This is a genomic window from Ramlibacter lithotrophicus (assembly GCF_012184415.1).
In the GTDB taxonomy this organism is placed as follows: Bacteria; Pseudomonadota; Gammaproteobacteria; order Burkholderiales; family Burkholderiaceae_C; genus Ramlibacter; species Ramlibacter lithotrophicus.
On sequence record NZ_VTOX01000006.1, the window covers coordinates 260,727 to 275,671 of the forward strand.

Genomic DNA, 14,945 nt, shown 5'->3' on the forward strand with positions numbered 1-14,945 from the left:
CGCAGTGCCCTGCCGCGCAAGATCTCGCCTGCGTTCGACGCCCAGATTGCAGATTTGTCACCTCGCCGTCCGCGCACCGTCATCACGATCGCCGCAAAGTGGTGATGCTGGCGCATAGGCGCCGGCGCCCCCACCAACTTCGCAGGAGAGGAACATGTTGAAGATGCTCACCATGGCCGCCGCCCTCACGCTCGCAGCGACCGGCGCAACCGCAGCGGAAACCACCAATGTCGACAAGTCCTTTGTGCTCAAGGACGGCACCACCGTGTACGTGTTCAAGGATGGGAAGATGGCCATGGAAGACAAGCTGGGTCGAACCGTGACGATGAAGCCCGGCCAAGTGATGCAGACCACGGACGGCCAGAGCCTCGTGATGATCGGAAACGAGGTGGCGCGGCTCGACTGGATTCGCAAGACCAGGCTGGGCGGCGGAAACTGACGCCCGGAGCGCCTGGCCTGTAGCCGCCGCGCGAGGCGATTCGATACCCGCAAATGCGCGGTGTTTACCTGGAGAATGGAATGAGAACCGTGACCCTCTTGATTTCAGCCGTCATCGGCCTGCTGCCCGTGGCCGCGTACGCGCAAGGCGCCGTCACGCAGCCGCAGCTTTCGACCCCGGCTGCCGCTTACGCAGAGTGCGCCGCCCGCGTCCGAAAGACGTTGCATGACCACGGCCTTGAACGTGGATATGGGCCGATGCCGATCAAGGCGTGCCTGCGCACGACCCTCGCAGATGCCGGCGGAACTTCGGCCGTCACCGCCGAAACGCCGCCGGCCCGTCATGACCACAGCAGGTTCCACAAGAACCAGTGAGCATGGGCGGCGCGCCGGGCGAGCGGATGCCACCGAGGTATCCGCTCGCGAGGGCTGCGGCAGGCACAGCTTGGAATTGCCTGCTTCGGCGCTGCTACTGCGCAGGTTGCAGCTGCGTCACGGTGAGCTTTCCAGCAGCGTTGCTCGCGGCGAACCGCACCTTGTCGCCGACTCGGACTCTGTCGAGCAGTGCGACGTCCGGAACCTGGAAAACCATCGTCATGCCGGGCATGTCGAGCTGCTTGATGGGCCCGTGCCTGAGCGTGATCTTGCCGTTTTCCTTGTCGATCTTGCGCACCTCCCCCTCCGCCATGTCGGCCGCCACCGCCTGGGTCGGCACCGGCGGCGTCTGGGCCTTGACGGAGAGTCCGGCTGCGCCGAGAGCGAGCAACGCAACGGCTGCGTGAAAGGCAATGGATTTCATGGTCGTCTCCCTCGATTGCATATCCGGTGGAGCATCAGCCGCGGCTGAGCCCCGGAGCCGCGGAATGCCTGTTGCTTGAAGCGGGCACTACCTTGATCGTGCCGACCATTCCGGCCTGGAAGTGGCCGGCAATCAGGCACGCGAAGTCAAAGTCGCCCGGACGATTGAACGTCCAGGTCACTTCGCCAGAGGCTCCGGACTTCACGTGCGTCATGTAAGGCTCGTCGTGTTCCATCCCCGGGAACTTCATCATCAGTGCTGCGTGTTCGTCCAGCGTCTTCTTCGTGCCCATGACGAACTCGTGCATGATGGCGCCGCTGTTCCTGACGACGAGCCTGACCGTCTGCCCCTGCTCCACTTCAATGCGATTCGGCGTGAACCGCATGTCGTCCGTCATCGACACCACGATCGTCTTCACCGATGCTCTGGCATCACCGGCGATTCCCCACGGCATCTGCTCCTTCTTGGCCGATGCTGCCGGGTGCTGCTGTCCTTCGTGCGCGTTCGCACCCAGGGCAAGGGGCAAGAGCAGCATGGGCAGCGTTGCATTCCACAGTCTCATCTTTCTTTCCTCTCTTGTGCCAACCGTCCCCGGAGGCGCGTTCTTGAACCGGTCTCGAGCCAGCTGTTCGCGGCCCTCGTCGGTCCGCGCAAACTCGACTCAAAGCCGCTGAAGTGCGCGAGTATCGCGGATTGGCAGTGTCCCGTACGCACGTGAACGGCAGATGACTGATTTGTAATCGGCTTGTCATCTGCGCTCGCCCGATCGGTGGAAGTGGCCCAGTGCAGCGCAGGAAGAAAAATGCCCGCCAGGCACAAGCCTCCGCGGGCACGGGCAGGCGGCGCAGGCACTGCGCCGGCGCAGCGTCAGTGATTCGGGTGGTCCTTCTCGAGGCGTTTGTCCGCCGAGTCGTTGATCTTCCCGTGTGTCTTCTTCAGGTGCTTGGCTTCCGCTTTTGCCTGTGCGCCTGCGTCGCCGGCCATCTGCGCCTGCGGCTGCTTGACAGGTTGAAGCCCGTGCTTCTTGGCCAGATGCTTCTTCTCGGCGACGGCCTTGGGCGCAGCGCTGCCGGGGGTTTCAGGCGGGGCCACGTCGGCGGCGTAGGCGCTCGTGGCGAGCAGGGCCGCGAGCACTGTGGTGATCATCTTGCGCATGGAGAGAGTCCTTTGTGGAAGTTGAATTCGATCCCCTCTCGGGGAGGAGTGAATGTAGGTTTCGCCAGGGCGTGCTCCGTTGACAAAAATCAAGGTGCGCCACGGCAGCGGTGCACACGATGCCCGCCGCATTCCCGGCCCGCGCTGCCTCTCCTGCGGCCGATACGTGCGATGCGCGCCTGCGACCGAAGTCGGGTGCAGGAGGTAAACGATGTTGGCCACCGCAGGGCCAAGACCCTTGATGGGTCCACGGCCAAGCGTAACCGGAAAAATTACAGAACTGTAATGAGCACGTCAGGCGACGAACGGGAGGTCCAGATCATCATCGGTGCGTCAGGCTGCCGCCGTGCACCTGCCAACGATCCTTGCGACTCCCGCTTCTTAGCCCGTGAAAGCCCGTTTTCTCGTTCCCCTGGCGCTGTTCTTCGTCCTCGTCGGCTTCCTCGGCGCGGGGTTGCTGCGCGACCCGCGCGAGATCCCGTCGCCGCTGATCGAGAAGGCCGCACCCGACTTCAAGCTGCCGCAACTGATTCTTGCGGACAAGACATTCTCGCCCACGGAGATGAAAGGCCAGGTCTGGCTGTTCAACGTCTGGGCTTCATGGTGCGTCGCCTGCAAGGTGGAACACCCAGTCCTGATGGACCTGAAAAGGATGAACCTCGTGCCGATCGTCGGCCTCGACTACAAGGACAAGCGACCTGATGCCCTGAAGTTCCTGGCCCAAGGCGGCGATCCCTATGAGCTTTCGGTCATGGATGTCGACGGGCGGGTCGGCATCGACTGGGGGGTCTACGGAGTCCCGGAGACGTTCGTCATCGACCAGAACGGAATCATCCGCTACAAGCACATTGGCCCGATCACGCCGGAATCGCTGCGTGCGACGATTCTCCCGATGATCAACAAGCTGAAGGATCATTGAGCATTGAGTGACCAGTCGTCCGCATGTCCTGTGCGCTCCGTTGAATCTTGCGATGCCGCTTGGGGACCGCTTTTCGCAGCCTGGCTCGCGGCAACGGCATCTGCGCTCGGTGCGTTGTTCCTCAGCGAGGTGACAGGGGTGGCGCCCTGTGTCCTGTGCTGGTACCAGCGCGTGTTCATGTTCCCCCTGGCAGTTGTGCTGACAGTCGCGCTCTTTCCGCTTGACCTGAAAGTGATTCGGTATGCAGCGCCCCTCGCCGCTGCCGGTTGGCTGGTGGCGCTGTTCCACGTGCTGCTGACCCATGGCTATATCCCCGAGAGGGTTACCCCATGCACACAGGGCATTCCCTGCTCGCAGATTGATGCGCAGTGGTTTGGGTTTCTCACCATCCCGATTCTCTCCCTGCTGTCCTTTTCCGCCATCGGCCTCGCCCTTGGGGCCGCCTACCACAAGGCCCGTCAATGAAGCGAAACACGATTTTCGTCACCGCGCTCGTCCTGCTTGCCATTCTGTTCACCGGCGGCGCATATCTCTACCGAAGCCAGCAAGCCGAAGCCGCAGTGCGGCTCGCGGCCAAGAACAGGGAATCACTTGTCCGGTTTCATTCGCCGTCTCTGGGACGCATCGATGCTCCTGTCCACATTGTCGAATTCTTCGACCCCGCTTGTGAAACCTGTGCCGCCTTTTTCCCATTGGTCAAACAGATCATGGCGGCCAACCGTGATGACATCCGGCTGACGGTTCGCTACGCCCCATTCCATCAGGGCTCTGACGAGGTCGTGAAGGCGCTGGAGGCCAGCCGCAAGCAAGGCCGGTATTGGCAAGCCTTCGAAGCCCTGGTGGCCTCCCAGCCGGCCTGGGTGCAGCACCACCAGGCAAGGCCAGACCTTGTGTGGCCGTATCTTGCCAGGGCAGGCCTGGACACGGCGCGGCTCCAGACCGACATGCAATCACCAGAGATCGCCCGCGCAGTCGCACAGGACGTCGCCGACGCCCAGTCGTTGGATGTGAGAAAAACGCCTGAATTCTTCGTCAATGGCCGTCCACTGCCTTCGTTCGGGATCGAACAACTGCGCACGCTGGTCGACGAGGAACTGGCCGCCGCGCGCAAGGCGAAGGCGGGATAGGCATGCAGTCGCTTCAACCGGTGCCGGGGCTTTGCCTGATTACAGTTCATCCCCGGCAGCGACGACGGCGAGCTCGGTTTCCGAATGGGCCAATTCCTCCAGCGACAACAACTTCAACATGAGCACCACCGAAGCCGACATCCGCACAGCGCGGTTGCCGATGCGATAGCCGGTCGGACTGATCGGGTCGCGATCGGCTGGCGCACGACGTTACCCGCATCCCCGCGAGGAGCGGCCCTGGAATTGAAGGTCTTGAAGCCGCATTTGCAGATAACGATTGCGACGCTGCTGGCCGCCGGCCGCAGCCAGCGCGAGGATCTCTGCCGCAGCTGCATTGCGCTATGTGGCAGACGCGCGCGTGGATGTCGTGGAAACAGGCCCTCGTCTTAGCCGTTCGAGATTTTTCAGGAACTGCGCTGGCGGCTGATATCCGATCACCCGAATGGGCAGCTCCTTTCCATCCGTGTCGAAGAAGACGATACCTGGGGGGCCGAACAGTGAAAAACGGCGCAGCAGCGCTCGGTGCTCCGCGGTGTTCGCCGTCACGTCTGCACGCAGGAGCACCACTTCCCTCAGATGCGCCTGCACGCGCGGATCGCTGAAAGTGTAGCGGTCCATTTCAAGACACGAGACACACCATTCAGCCCAGAAATCGAGCATCACCGGCCGCCCGCCGGCAGTTTCAATGCGCTGCTCCAACTCCGGCAGGCTCCTGATCTGCTGAAACTTCAGTTCCTCGCCCCGCATTGCCTCGGCAGTGCGCACCGCAGCCAGCGGCTGCAGCAGGTCACGGTTGCCGGACATGCCGCCAACCAACAGCGCCAATCCCAGCCCCAACGCCAACACCCCGATACCCTTGACGAACCGACGGTGGCCCGCTGCGTCGGCGGGTAAGGGATCGATAGCGTGGAGATACATTGCCAAGATCACCAGCAGGCTTCCCCACAGCAGGTGCTGTACGGATACAGGCACCACCGGAGAGATCGTATAGACGGCGAGTGCCAGCATTGTCACGCCGAATACCCGCTTGACTCCTTGCATCCACGGGCCGGCTTTGGGCAACAGCGTACCCGCCGTGGCACCGACTACCAGCAGCGGCACGCCCATTCCGACGGCCATGGCGGACAGAGCCGTGCCGCCGAGCACCACGTCGCGAGTCTGGCTGATGTACAGCAGGGCGCCCGCGAGAGGTGCTGCGACGCAGGGGCCGACGATGACGGCTGAGAGCACGCCCATGCCGAACACGCCCGCGGCGCGGCCTCCTTTCAGTCCTGTTCCGGCGCTGGCCAATCGGCTTTGCAGCGCCGTCGGCAGTTGCAGTTCGTACATTCCGAACATCGACAGGGCGAATAGAACGAACATGGCAGCGAATGCCCCGAGAACCCACGGGTTTTGCAGGTAGGCGGAGAGCAGGGTGCCGGCTAAGCCTGCAGTAACGCCGGCGGCCGCGTAGGTGATCGCCATGCCTAGCACGTAGGCGGACGACAGGACGAGCAGTTCGCGCCGACTGGCACGCCGTTCGGCTCCGACGATGATGCCGGTCAGAATGGGGATCATCGGCAGCATGCAAGGAGTGAACGCCAGCAGCAGGCCGAAGCCGAAGAAGGCGGCGATGATCGCCCAGGTGCTACCGCTCGTGAACAGCTCCCGGACCTGGAGGTCGTCGGGTGCGGTGGCGCCCTGCGATGGCGCCGCGGCGGCCGCGAGGCGGCCCGTCCCCATTGCAGACGCGTCCGCCGACAGCGCGACGACAACTGTCTTTTCGGTGGGGGGATAGCAGACACCCAGGGGTTCGTTACAGCCCTGGTAGCTCGCACGCAGGTGCACATCCCGGTCACTGCCCGAACCAGAATGCTTGAGGGCGATCACGGCTTCAACAGGTCCATGAAACACCTCTACGGTTCCGAACGTAGGGTCGGGCTTGGGCTTGCCTGGAGGCAGCCACACATCGGAGATCGCGATGGTTGGCGGCTGCACCATGGCAAAGCTGATGCGGTCCCGGTACAGGTAATACTGGGGCGCGGGCGTCAGCGTAGCGACGAGGGTATTCGCATCCGCGGCGCGAACCTGGATCTGAAAAGCCTGATCCGGCTCGAGCAATGTCGGCTGGGTGCCGGCACCGAACCAAGCCCTGATGCTATCCAGGGCGGATCCCGCGAGCCGTTGCGGTCCTTCCAAAGGCGCCGGGGTGAAGCCCTGGGCTTGCGCGGCCGCCGCAAGGACGACCAGGAAAAGGGCAATGAGGCCGCGCCAGCGGTAGTGGCTGCTGATGATCATGACTGGCTGCTATGCCTTCACGAGATAGTTGCGCATCAGCCCCGAGTCCTCGTGCTCCAGCATGTGGCAGTGGTAGATGAACAGGCCCGGATAATCGTGGAAGCCGACCAGTACCCGCACACGCTCGCCGGGCATCACCAGCACCGTATCCTTCCAGCCGTCGTCCACCAGGCCCGCCTGCACTGCGCGATAAGCGGGGGCAAAGCGACTGGACACTTCCCGTTCGAGCACGCGAAACTGCAGCCCGTGGATGTGCATCGAGTGCGGCATCACCATGCCCATCATGGCCCCCCGGCCCTCGTTGCGGAATTCCCAGACCTCGTGCGTTCCCAGCTTCACCGTCTCCTCCGAGCTCGCCTCGAGCATCTCGAAGGAGCGGCCGTTGACGCCCCAGGTCATCATTCCCATGGTCAGGTCGAACACCTTGGGACGATCGGCGTTGACCGCCATCCCGGGTTGCGGCGCGGGCAGCTGTGAAAGCTGGCGCGGTGGCTGCACCGCCCCTGCAGCGCCGGCGCTGCGCAGGTCGAACGCGAGCACTGGAAATCGCGCGCCGTCAGGCAGGGCCAGACCTCCCATGCTCATTCCGGGATCGAACTCCAGGCTGTGCAAGGCAAGCTCGCCGCTGGCGGGCCAGCGGGCGAAATCCACCCAGACCTCGACGCGCTCCGCCGGTCCGAGCATGACGTACGGGCGCTCCTGGGAAGCTGCAAGCAGACCGCCGTCCGTCGCGAGTACGGTGAGCGGCGAGCCGTCGCTCCAGGCCAGCTTGTAACTGCGCGTATTGGAGCCATTGACGAGGCGCAGCCGGTAGGGGCGACGTTCCACCCCCAGCGACGGCAGCTGCCGACCATTGACCAGGATCTTCTCACCGAGCACGCCCATCATGCGCGCCATACCGCCGCCCATGCCCGAGCCGGTGCCGTCGCGGCCCATCATGCCGCGGCCCATCATCCCGCCGCCACCCATTCCGCCGGAGGGGTAGACGAACCGGTTGTCGCGGTCGAAGTTGCGGTCTTGCAGCACCAGGGCGACGTCCTGCGCACCACCCGGGAGCGAGAGGGCCTGTTCCTCGTCGTCGGAGATCAGGAGCAGCCCCGCGAGCCCGTGATACACCTGAAATCCGGTGCGCCCGTGTGGGTGTGCGTGGTACCAGTAAGTGCCAGCGCGATTGACGACCGGGAACTCGTACACGAACCGCTGCCCGGGCGCCACGGCGTGGCGCGGGTGACCGTCCATGTCGTCCGGCACGTGAAGACCGTGCCAGTGGATCGTGGTCGGCTCGGGCAGGTCGTTGGTGAACTCGACGCGCAAGCGTTGTCCGCGGCGCACACGAATGGTGGGCCCGAGATAGCCATCGCCCGCCTGCAGCGACTCGGCCTCGCCCTGCAGCAACTTGCCCTCGTAACGCCACACGGCGGTGGTGTTTCCCGGCCGCAGGCTCGCGCGGCCGCGCACCGCCCGCAGTTCGACATGCACGCCGGCCGTGGGGCCGGCGGCCTTCGCTGCCGGCGCCGCAATCCCGAGCTGCGCGAACCCCAGTCCCGCGAGCGCACCCGTGGAGTGCAAGAGAACGCGCCGCCTGTTCTTGTCCATCACCTTGCCTCCCGTGGACTCGCCTGCTAACAGCCGAATCCACCCATGATCGAGTAGTGCATGACAGCCATGCCCGTTGCCCCGACCAGCGAAATCGCGCCGACGACGGCGAGCACCCCGACGGCCACCTTGAGTACTGGGTTCATCTTCAATGGTCCTGGCCGGTGCCCTGGGCTGCGATCTGCTTCCAAGTACGCCCTCGGTCGGGACTGACGAACACGCTGCGCTTGAAGGTGGCCACCGCGACCTCGTGATGGCGCGCCGGGTTCTGCGCGATGTAGGAGATCGCGTCCTCCGACAAGGCGGGCAGGGGCACTTCCTCGGGCTTGGCTCCTGGCTTGAGCGCGATGCGTGCGAAGCCGGGCCTGCCGGCATGGCTGCTGAACCAGAGGGAGTGCCCGTCCAGGTCGAAATGCGTACCGAGCACGCCCTGGACGGCTGTGATGCGCTCGAAGCTCTGGCCGGCGTCACGCGACAGGAACAGGCCTTCCGCGGTGCCAGCCGCGACGACCCGCGCATCGGACGGGTGCACGGCCAACGTGGCGAGCCGTCCGCGCAGCCCCTTGGCCGCCGCGGCCTGCCACTTCATGCCGTCGTTGAGAGTGAAGTGGATCCCGGTCTGACGCATGCGCGAGTTCGTCGCCGGGTTGAACACGTAGATGGTGTTGGTGCCGTGGCTCGCCGTCATCAGATGGAAGTCGGACTCGCCTTCGAGCCCCAGCTTCCGCCAGGTTCTGCCTCCATCGCGGCTCTTGATCAGCCCGAAGGGGTTGACGAAGCCGGAGCCCGGCGCCGGATGGCCGCTGCTGTACAGCGCGTCGCGCGTGGCCGCGAAGCCCATGTAGTCGTGCGCGGGCCCCGGCGCCTTGGACCAGCGCCCCTCGGCGTAGATGGCCAGGCCGTGGTGACTGGGGATCATCAGCTGCTTGCCGTCGGCCGAGTAGGCCAACCCGTGCACGTGCAGGAGGGTCACGGGGTCGGCCTGCACGGCGCCGGCGGGGAGCAGCACGAAGATGAGGAGGGCCTGGAGGAGTCGTGTGATGGAGAGCATGTGAATCCTTTGATCAGAGAGCCGCCACAGGGTGGGCGTTATTCCTTCAGGAGCAGGGCAAGGTCGGCGGCCATTTGGTCGACGGTGCGCCCGCTGGTCATGAGCAGCCGCAGTTTTCCGCGGCGGTCGAAGACATAGATCGCACGGGTGTGGTCCACCATGTAATCGTCGTGAGCGTGTCCGGCTTCAGGCTGGCGCGCCGCGTAGAACGCCTTGAATTCCGCAGCCAGCGCTTTCATCGCGGCGGCGTCGCCACGCAGGCCCAGGAATGCGGGGTGGAACGCAGTGACATACCGGCCGAGAACCTCGGGGGTGTCGCGTGACGGGTCCACGGTTACGAGGAGCCCCTGGACACGCTCGCCTTCCTCGCCGAGCTTGCGGATGACCTGAGCCATGTCGGCCATCGTGGTCGGGCAGATGTCCGGGCAGTTGGTGAAACCGAAGAACATCATGACCACCTTGCCGCGGAAGTCCGTCAGGCTCCTGGGCTGGCCCTTGTGATCGGTGAGATCGAAGTCACGGCCCCACTCCACGGCACTGATGTCGACCGAGTGGAACGGTGCGGCAGGCGCCTCGGATCGCTGGCCGCAGCCGGCGAGCGCCAGCGCGACGGCCCCGAGCGCCCCCGCCCGTCGCACCACCGCAATATGCCTTTGCCGATTCACCTTACCGGTACCTCTTCGGAGTGCGCCACTTCGGGCCGGCCGGTCGGTTCCGCCGCCCGGCCAGCGCGGCGATTCAGCTGGGGCGCAGGATCCGCTCCCGTCAGGCTTTTGCGTCATGACCATCATGAGGACCATGCGCGCGCTTCGGGAAACGCCAGATACGCGATGGCAAGGATGCTGCCGAGAGCGGCAGCGGTCTTGACCATAATTCTTGGGCTGCAGGACATCGATTTGCCTCTGGGAATGGATACACACACGTTCGGCGTTGCGGCCGATCGGAAGATGACAAAAAGCTCGCAGAGCTGCTGCGCCTGTGATGGGCGCGCCACGGAAGGGGCTGCCCACTGCGCCACTCGCTCGAGAGCCCGCGCGGCGGGGCCCCCGCCAGGTCAATCCCGGAAGCAGCAGTGAAGAATCGCGTGCGGCGGCTCGCTCGCGCCCGGTTGGCCGCCGAGGAGCAAGCTCGTCCGGGGTGCTGCCACGGCTTCTTCGGCAGGAGGAAGCGTGTACATCACCGTCATCAGCGCCGGTGAAACGGTAGGCGCCGGCGTGTAGTCGACAGATTGATTGCCAGCCTGACAGTGCCCCATACACAGGTTCGGCGATCCCGGATCCATGCCCACGTACCTGTGCTCGCCGCTCGTGTGCAGCCCGTGCGCGGGTCCGTCCGCACCGGTGGTGTCGGACACCATCTCTACGCTAGCCGAGGGTTCGTTGTCCGAGTGGTGGGCGCCTGATCGAGACAGGTCCGGACAGGCGTAGGCCGCTACGGAAAGCTGGGCGAACACAAACAGTCCGATCAGCACTCGGCAGATCAGTCGTTTAAAGGATTGTGTCGCTGAGATCACGTCTTGGTTCATCCAGCCCTCGCGGCCGGTCTGGGTAGTCTACCCCGCGAAAAATCTCCACACCTCAATACTGGTTGCGTCCCGACTGAGTCAGCCGTTCGACTGGAGTTCCCGCACCTGAAGCTCGTCTGTGCTGTCGCGTTACCAACCGTTGGAACGGCGGTGAGCGTCGCCGCGAGGCTGCTACCCACGGTGACGCTGAACTGCCATCGAGCCCACGGTCAAGCACCACGTCTGCTAGCCCGATCCGGGTTCGCTTGTAGCGATCAATGAGGGAAGGCAGCGGTGCTGGATCCAATGCTCCATGAGTGAGGCCCGTCCGAGTCGGCGACGGTCGAAGGTCGGGCGCCCGCGGTCATGACGTATTGGTAATGCGCGGGTCAGCGTCCTGCGGGGGTGCGGTTCCTACAGTAGGAACCGTGATGCAAGGGCTTGCATCGCGCCCAAGCCCCACAAGGGCCGGCACCGCAAATCGACCAAGGAGTCCACCATGTCCGTTCGCACCAGCACCATCGTCCTGGCCCTCGCCGCCCTGGCGCTTCCCTCGGCCTTCGCCCAGACCGTCAGCGTCTTCGTAGGCGGCGAGCGCGGCTGGGTCGACCAGCCTGTGCAAAGCAGCCTCACGCGCGAGCAGGTCACCAACGAGTACCTGGCGTTCCGCGCCAACCCGGTCGCGCCCGACGGCGGCCAGTTCGTCGGCGGCGAGATGGGCTATGTCTTCCCCGCGCACACGTATGCGCGAGTCAACGGGCAGTGGGTGTGCACCGACAAGATCGCGCACAACCCGCCGCCCGCGGCCGTGAAGAGCCCGGCCGAGCAGCGTGCCTTCCAGGCGCAGTACCCCGCCTGACCGCCAGCCTGCCTCGCCACGGAGAAGGGCCACCGCCCTTCTCCGCAGGACTGCGCAGCGTCGGCCAACCCGCGGTGCCGACACCGTGCATCGCACCGGCCTCTGACGCACGCGGACCGCCACGGTCGCGGGAGCAGTTGGCGTGAGGGAACCGCCGGGCAGCAGGGACCTATCGGCAGCGCGCGTGCATTTCCTGCATGCGCTGGCGCATCTCCGGTGACATGGACTTCATGTGCTCCTGCATGAGCGCCTGCTGCTCCGCGGCGGTTTTGCCCGCCATTTCCTTCTTGTGCATGTCGCACATCGCGGCCGCATCCATGTCGTGCGAACTCCCATGATCCATGTGTCCGTGGTGGCCTGGCATCGCGCAGCCGGCCAACGCCGCGGCCAGGAACAAGGGTGCGCCGAACGTCAACAAGAAACGAGGCTTCTTCATGGTGATCCTTCCAGATGTTGGGTGGTGGTAGCCAAAAAAGGAGAGTCGCCGCACTGTACCCGTCAGGAGAGGCTTGCTTCATTCGGTGTCAGCGCGGGGCTGGCTATCACAATAGTTGCGCCGGCTTCGCTGACCTGGCGGCTAGACGACATGGTACGCCGGCGAGGCTCGGCGCGGGCAGGTCACCGCAGGCCATTTCATGGCTAAGCCGGCGCTCCCCAGTTCCACATTTCAGAAATGTCATTCATCCGTCCGCGTGCTGTCACCGCCCGTGTCGATACTTCACCATGCAGGCATGGATGACCTGCTCCTCGTAACACTCTATTGGAGAGAAAGATGCTCAGCAAGTTGGTGATCACCGCAGCGATTCTCGGTGCCGGGACCGCAGCCCTCGCGCACGATCTGTCGAACGTCGCAAAAACGGTGCCGCTGCAGGACGGCACGTCCGTCTACATCTTCCAGGACGGAAAGATGGCCATGCAGGACAAGTTCGGCCGCAGCGTCTCCATGACGGAGGGCCAGACGATGGTGACGCGTGACGGGCAACTGATCCGGATGGCGGGCAATGAAACCGCGCGACTCGACTGCATCCGCCGAATGGAAATCGGTGGTGCGTGAGTCGCACCCGAGCGCCTGTTCCGGCTCTCGCTTGCGCGAGACTTACAGACGTTCGCAACGGCCTGCAAGGCACGCCCCGAAAACAATGGGGCGTGCAATGCCAGCCAATTGGACAAGCGCCCCATTTCAGCGTGCGCTCACACCTGCCCACGGCGAGGGCGCAGGTACCGAAAAGGGCGGCAGCCTTGATCGCCGCCCGATGCGTGGTCAGAAGCTGTGGCGTATGCCCAGATCCAGTCCGCTTGAGGAAGCGTTCGCCGCCGTGCTCGAACCGTTCAGCGAGGCAGCTGCGCCTCCACTGTTCTCGACGCGGGCCCACGTCGTGTAGAGCGCGGTACGTTTGCTAAGGTGCTGCACGTAGCCTAGCGCAACCTTCTTGGATTCTGGGTTGCCGGCGGCATCAGTGCTGTAGTCGGAGAGCGCCAGCTTGAACTCACCGCGGCCGAGCGGTACGACGCCCGCCACTTCCCAACTGCGCCCGCGCAGGGCGCCGCGGCGGTCGCGCCCAATGACGAGGAAGACCTTCGCCACCTTGAAGTTCCAGGACCCGCCGATATTCGTCTGGCGTGTGTCGCCACTGGCGTACTCGGTGCGGCCGGTCGCCACGGCCATGTCAAGCGGGCCGCTCGCATATCCGATCCGCACGCCGCCGCCATTGCCGTCGTCCTCCGTGGCCGCGCCGTCACGGGAGTTCTCGCCCAAGTAGTACCGCGCGGTGCCGTAAAAGCCTCCGAGACCGGCTGGCAGGAAATACGCAACGCCGTTGGAAGCGCGCGTAGACGTCACGCCCGTGATGATGGACGAGAGCGTCAACGGCACTCCCACACCGACGTTGCCGAAGGGATCGAACAGCAGGTTCAGGTACTGCGGCACATATTCGCGTCCGAGGCGCAGTTCGCCCCAGTTCCTGCCCGTGAGACTCACCGTGGAGCGCCGCGCGAACGTGAGGCCCTGCGAACCGCTGCTACCCGTCCCCGCTCCACTCGCCTGGTTGTTGGTGTTGGTAGGTCCACCTGCACCGCTGTCGTTGCTCAGCGCTGCCTCAAGCCAGAACGACGCCGCGAGGCCCCCGCCGAGATCCTCGGAGCCCCGAAAGCCCAGACGCGAGGTGTTCAGTCCTGCGCTGGTGAGTTGGACGGCGTCGGCGAGGCTGCCACGGCCGATTGCCACTCGCGCGTCCACCACGCCGAACAGCGTGATGGACGGCTGTGCGGACACTGTAACGGCGCTCGCCAGCAGTGCCGCAGCGAAAAGAGTCTTCTTCATCGAAAATTTCTTGTTCAACATATTGATTGGGTATTCATGCAGTGCCAACGCCGAGCCGGCGCGTGAAATAGCTGAGGATGATGTATGTGTGAGGTGAGTCTCCTTCTCAATGTTGTCCCGGCTGCAAATCCAGGGACAAGAGCCACCGTAGGAAGCGCTCCCTCTCTGGAAACCGACAGGAACATTACAAAAATGAAATCTTCGGCTGCGCGCCGCTGCGCCTTGACGTGCGTCAAGCATTCAAGCGCCGACTCGCTGGCGGCGAGTGGCGCTTCAGCAACAGCGGCTGCGCCGCGCACTCCGACGAGCAGGGACCGCCGCGGTGCTTGCTTTGTGTAATGGCTGACGGTCATGACGTACTTGTAATGCGTTGGTCAGCGTCCTGCGGGGGCGCGCTTCCTACAGTAGGAACCGTGATGCAAGGGTTTGCATCGCGCCCAAGCCCCACAAGGGCCGGCACCGCAAGTCGACCAAGGAGTCCACCATGTCCGTTCGCACCAGCACCATCGTCCTGGCCCTCGCCGCCCTGGCGCTTCCCTCGGCCTTCGCCCAGACCGTCAGCGTCTTCGTCGGCGGCGAGCGCGGCTGGGTCGACCAGCCTGTGCAAAGCAGCCTCACGCGCGAGCAGGTCACCAACGAGTACCTGGCCTTCCGCGCCAACCCGGTCGCGCCCGACGGCGGCCAGTTCGTCGGCGGCGAGATGGGCTACGTCTTCCCCGCGCATACGTATGCGCGAGTCAACGGGCAGTGGGTGTGCACCGACAAGATCGCCCACAACCCGCCGCCCGCAGCCGTGAAGAGCCCGGCCGAGCAGCGTGCCTTCCAGGCGCAGTACCCCGCCTGACCGCCAGCCTGCCTCGCCACGCGAAGGGGCCGCCGCCCCTTCTCGGCAGGCCTGGA

18 protein-coding genes are annotated in these 14,945 nt (G+C 64.7%); 8 read left to right on the forward strand and 10 right to left on the reverse strand.

What is annotated here, in order from left to right; all coding sequences use genetic code 11:
• Window positions 1-154 precede the first annotated feature (154 nt).
• Both RAMLITH_RS17380 and RAMLITH_RS17385 read left to right on the forward strand, forming a co-directional pair.
• Window positions 155-439: a CopK family periplasmic copper-binding protein gene (locus tag RAMLITH_RS17380; protein WP_168108691.1), complete on the forward strand. Its 285-nt coding sequence runs from the start codon at window positions 155-157 to the stop codon at window positions 437-439.
• Window positions 440-519: 80 nt separating this feature from the next.
• Window positions 520-813, forward strand: coding sequence for a hypothetical protein (locus tag RAMLITH_RS17385; protein WP_168108692.1), 294 nt, complete (start codon window positions 520-522; stop codon window positions 811-813).
• A gap of 94 nt (window positions 814-907) precedes the next feature.
• Here RAMLITH_RS17385 and RAMLITH_RS17390 read toward each other — a convergent pair whose 3' ends face one another.
• From RAMLITH_RS17390 to RAMLITH_RS17400, 3 genes are all read right to left on the reverse strand, one after another.
• Window positions 908-1,237 carry a copper-binding protein gene (locus RAMLITH_RS17390; protein ID WP_181017794.1) on the reverse strand — a complete coding sequence of 110 codons (330 nt, stop codon included), beginning with the start codon at window positions 1,235-1,237 and terminating at the stop codon, window positions 908-910.
• 34 nt (window positions 1,238-1,271) lie between these two features.
• A complete protein-coding gene (locus RAMLITH_RS17395; RefSeq protein ID WP_168108694.1) occupies window positions 1,272-1,799 on the reverse strand; it encodes a cupredoxin domain-containing protein in 528 nt (175 codons plus the stop codon).
• Window positions 1,800-2,104: 305 nt separating this feature from the next.
• The gene (locus RAMLITH_RS17400; protein WP_168108695.1) at window positions 2,105-2,392 is read right to left on the reverse strand and encodes a hypothetical protein; all 288 of its coding nucleotides are present in this window, start codon (window positions 2,390-2,392) and stop codon (window positions 2,105-2,107) included.
• A gap of 388 nt (window positions 2,393-2,780) precedes the next feature.
• On the opposite strand from RAMLITH_RS17400, the gene RAMLITH_RS17405 reads away from it, so the two are divergent.
• The 3 genes from RAMLITH_RS17405 to RAMLITH_RS17415 are packed head-to-tail and all read left to right on the forward strand — an operon-like array spanning window position 2,781 to window position 4,438.
• Window positions 2,781-3,311, forward strand: coding sequence for a DsbE family thiol:disulfide interchange protein (locus tag RAMLITH_RS17405; protein ID WP_168108696.1), 531 nt, complete (start codon window positions 2,781-2,783; stop codon window positions 3,309-3,311).
• Window positions 3,312-3,314: 3 nt separating this feature from the next.
• The gene (locus tag RAMLITH_RS17410; protein WP_181956414.1) at window positions 3,315-3,776 is read left to right on the forward strand and encodes a disulfide bond formation protein B; all 462 of its coding nucleotides are present in this window, start codon (window positions 3,315-3,317) and stop codon (window positions 3,774-3,776) included.
• Window positions 3,773-4,438, forward strand: coding sequence for a DsbA family protein (locus RAMLITH_RS17415; protein ID WP_168108697.1), 666 nt, complete (start codon window positions 3,773-3,775; stop codon window positions 4,436-4,438). Before RAMLITH_RS17410 ends, RAMLITH_RS17415 begins: the two co-directional genes overlap by 4 nt.
• A 339-nt stretch (window positions 4,439-4,777) precedes the next feature.
• Here RAMLITH_RS17415 and dsbD read toward each other — a convergent pair whose 3' ends face one another.
• The 5 genes from dsbD to RAMLITH_RS17440 all read right to left on the reverse strand — a co-directional run bounded on the left by dsbD (window position 4,778) and on the right by RAMLITH_RS17440 (window position 10,887).
• Complete coding sequence (dsbD, locus tag RAMLITH_RS17420; protein ID WP_168108698.1) at window positions 4,778-6,715, reverse strand: protein-disulfide reductase DsbD; 1,938 nt, start codon at window positions 6,713-6,715, stop codon at window positions 4,778-4,780.
• Window positions 6,716-6,724: 9 nt separating this feature from the next.
• Window positions 6,725-8,311: a multicopper oxidase family protein gene (locus RAMLITH_RS17425; protein ID WP_168108699.1), complete on the reverse strand. Its 1,587-nt coding sequence runs from the start codon at window positions 8,309-8,311 to the stop codon at window positions 6,725-6,727.
• A gap of 148 nt (window positions 8,312-8,459) precedes the next feature.
• Window positions 8,460-9,362 carry a F510_1955 family glycosylhydrolase gene (locus tag RAMLITH_RS17430; RefSeq protein ID WP_168108700.1) on the reverse strand — a complete coding sequence of 301 codons (903 nt, stop codon included), beginning with the start codon at window positions 9,360-9,362 and terminating at the stop codon, window positions 8,460-8,462.
• Window positions 9,363-9,400: 38 nt separating this feature from the next.
• Window positions 9,401-10,027, reverse strand: a complete 627-nt coding sequence (locus tag RAMLITH_RS17435) for an SCO family protein (protein ID WP_337786174.1) — start codon at window positions 10,025-10,027, stop codon at window positions 9,401-9,403.
• A gap of 389 nt (window positions 10,028-10,416) precedes the next feature.
• A complete protein-coding gene (locus tag RAMLITH_RS17440) occupies window positions 10,417-10,887 on the reverse strand; it encodes a hypothetical protein (RefSeq protein WP_168108701.1) in 471 nt (156 codons plus the stop codon).
• Between the two features lie 478 nt (window positions 10,888-11,365).
• Here RAMLITH_RS17440 and RAMLITH_RS17445 point away from each other — a divergent pair, with 478 nt between their 5' ends.
• Window positions 11,366-11,725, forward strand: coding sequence for a DUF4148 domain-containing protein (locus RAMLITH_RS17445; protein ID WP_168108702.1), 360 nt, complete (start codon window positions 11,366-11,368; stop codon window positions 11,723-11,725).
• A 169-nt stretch (window positions 11,726-11,894) separates the two neighbouring features.
• On the opposite strand, the gene RAMLITH_RS17450 is transcribed toward RAMLITH_RS17445, so the two are convergent.
• On the reverse strand, window positions 11,895-12,161 hold the full coding sequence (locus RAMLITH_RS17450) for a hypothetical protein (RefSeq protein ID WP_168108703.1): 267 nt from the start codon (window positions 12,159-12,161) through the stop codon (window positions 11,895-11,897).
• 336 nt (window positions 12,162-12,497) lie between these two features.
• Between RAMLITH_RS17450 and RAMLITH_RS17455 the strand changes: the two genes are divergently transcribed.
• Window positions 12,498-12,779 carry a CopK family periplasmic copper-binding protein gene (locus RAMLITH_RS17455; RefSeq protein ID WP_168108704.1) on the forward strand — a complete coding sequence of 94 codons (282 nt, stop codon included), beginning with the start codon at window positions 12,498-12,500 and terminating at the stop codon, window positions 12,777-12,779.
• Window positions 12,780-12,986: 207 nt separating this feature from the next.
• Here RAMLITH_RS17455 and RAMLITH_RS17460 read toward each other — a convergent pair whose 3' ends face one another.
• The gene (locus RAMLITH_RS17460) at window positions 12,987-14,066 is read right to left on the reverse strand and encodes a porin (protein ID WP_337786175.1); all 1,080 of its coding nucleotides are present in this window, start codon (window positions 14,064-14,066) and stop codon (window positions 12,987-12,989) included.
• Window positions 14,067-14,529: 463 nt separating this feature from the next.
• Between RAMLITH_RS17460 and RAMLITH_RS17465 the strand changes: the two genes are divergently transcribed.
• The gene (locus tag RAMLITH_RS17465) at window positions 14,530-14,889 is read left to right on the forward strand and encodes a DUF4148 domain-containing protein (RefSeq protein ID WP_168108702.1); all 360 of its coding nucleotides are present in this window, start codon (window positions 14,530-14,532) and stop codon (window positions 14,887-14,889) included.
• Window positions 14,890-14,945 lie beyond the last annotated feature (56 nt).

Coding starts and splice junctions, on each gene's coding strand:
- RAMLITH_RS17465 (WP_168108702.1), top strand. CDS start 14,530: ATGTCCGTTCGCACCAGCACCATCGTCCTGGCCCTCGCCGCCCTGGCG.
- RAMLITH_RS17415 (WP_168108697.1), top strand. CDS start 3,773: ATGAAGCGAAACACGATTTTCGTCACCGCGCTCGTCCTGCTTGCCATT.
- RAMLITH_RS17445 (WP_168108702.1), top strand. CDS start 11,366: ATGTCCGTTCGCACCAGCACCATCGTCCTGGCCCTCGCCGCCCTGGCG.
- RAMLITH_RS17450 (WP_168108703.1), bottom strand. CDS start 12,161: ATGAAGAAGCCTCGTTTCTTGTTGACGTTCGGCGCACCCTTGTTCCTG.
- RAMLITH_RS17455 (WP_168108704.1), top strand. CDS start 12,498: ATGCTCAGCAAGTTGGTGATCACCGCAGCGATTCTCGGTGCCGGGACC.
- RAMLITH_RS17425 (WP_168108699.1), bottom strand. CDS start 8,311: ATGGACAAGAACAGGCGGCGCGTTCTCTTGCACTCCACGGGTGCGCTC.
- RAMLITH_RS17390 (WP_181017794.1), bottom strand. CDS start 1,237: ATGAAATCCATTGCCTTTCACGCAGCCGTTGCGTTGCTCGCTCTCGGC.
- RAMLITH_RS17460 (WP_337786175.1), bottom strand. CDS start 14,066: ATGTTGAACAAGAAATTTTCGATGAAGAAGACTCTTTTCGCTGCGGCA.
- RAMLITH_RS17395 (WP_168108694.1), bottom strand. CDS start 1,799: ATGAGACTGTGGAATGCAACGCTGCCCATGCTGCTCTTGCCCCTTGCC.
- dsbD (WP_168108698.1), bottom strand. CDS start 6,715: ATGATCATCAGCAGCCACTACCGCTGGCGCGGCCTCATTGCCCTTTTC.
- RAMLITH_RS17440 (WP_168108701.1), bottom strand. CDS start 10,887: ATGAACCAAGACGTGATCTCAGCGACACAATCCTTTAAACGACTGATC.
- RAMLITH_RS17385 (WP_168108692.1), top strand. CDS start 520: ATGAGAACCGTGACCCTCTTGATTTCAGCCGTCATCGGCCTGCTGCCC.
- RAMLITH_RS17400 (WP_168108695.1), bottom strand. CDS start 2,392: ATGCGCAAGATGATCACCACAGTGCTCGCGGCCCTGCTCGCCACGAGC.
- RAMLITH_RS17430 (WP_168108700.1), bottom strand. CDS start 9,362: ATGCTCTCCATCACACGACTCCTCCAGGCCCTCCTCATCTTCGTGCTG.
- RAMLITH_RS17380 (WP_168108691.1), top strand. CDS start 155: ATGTTGAAGATGCTCACCATGGCCGCCGCCCTCACGCTCGCAGCGACC.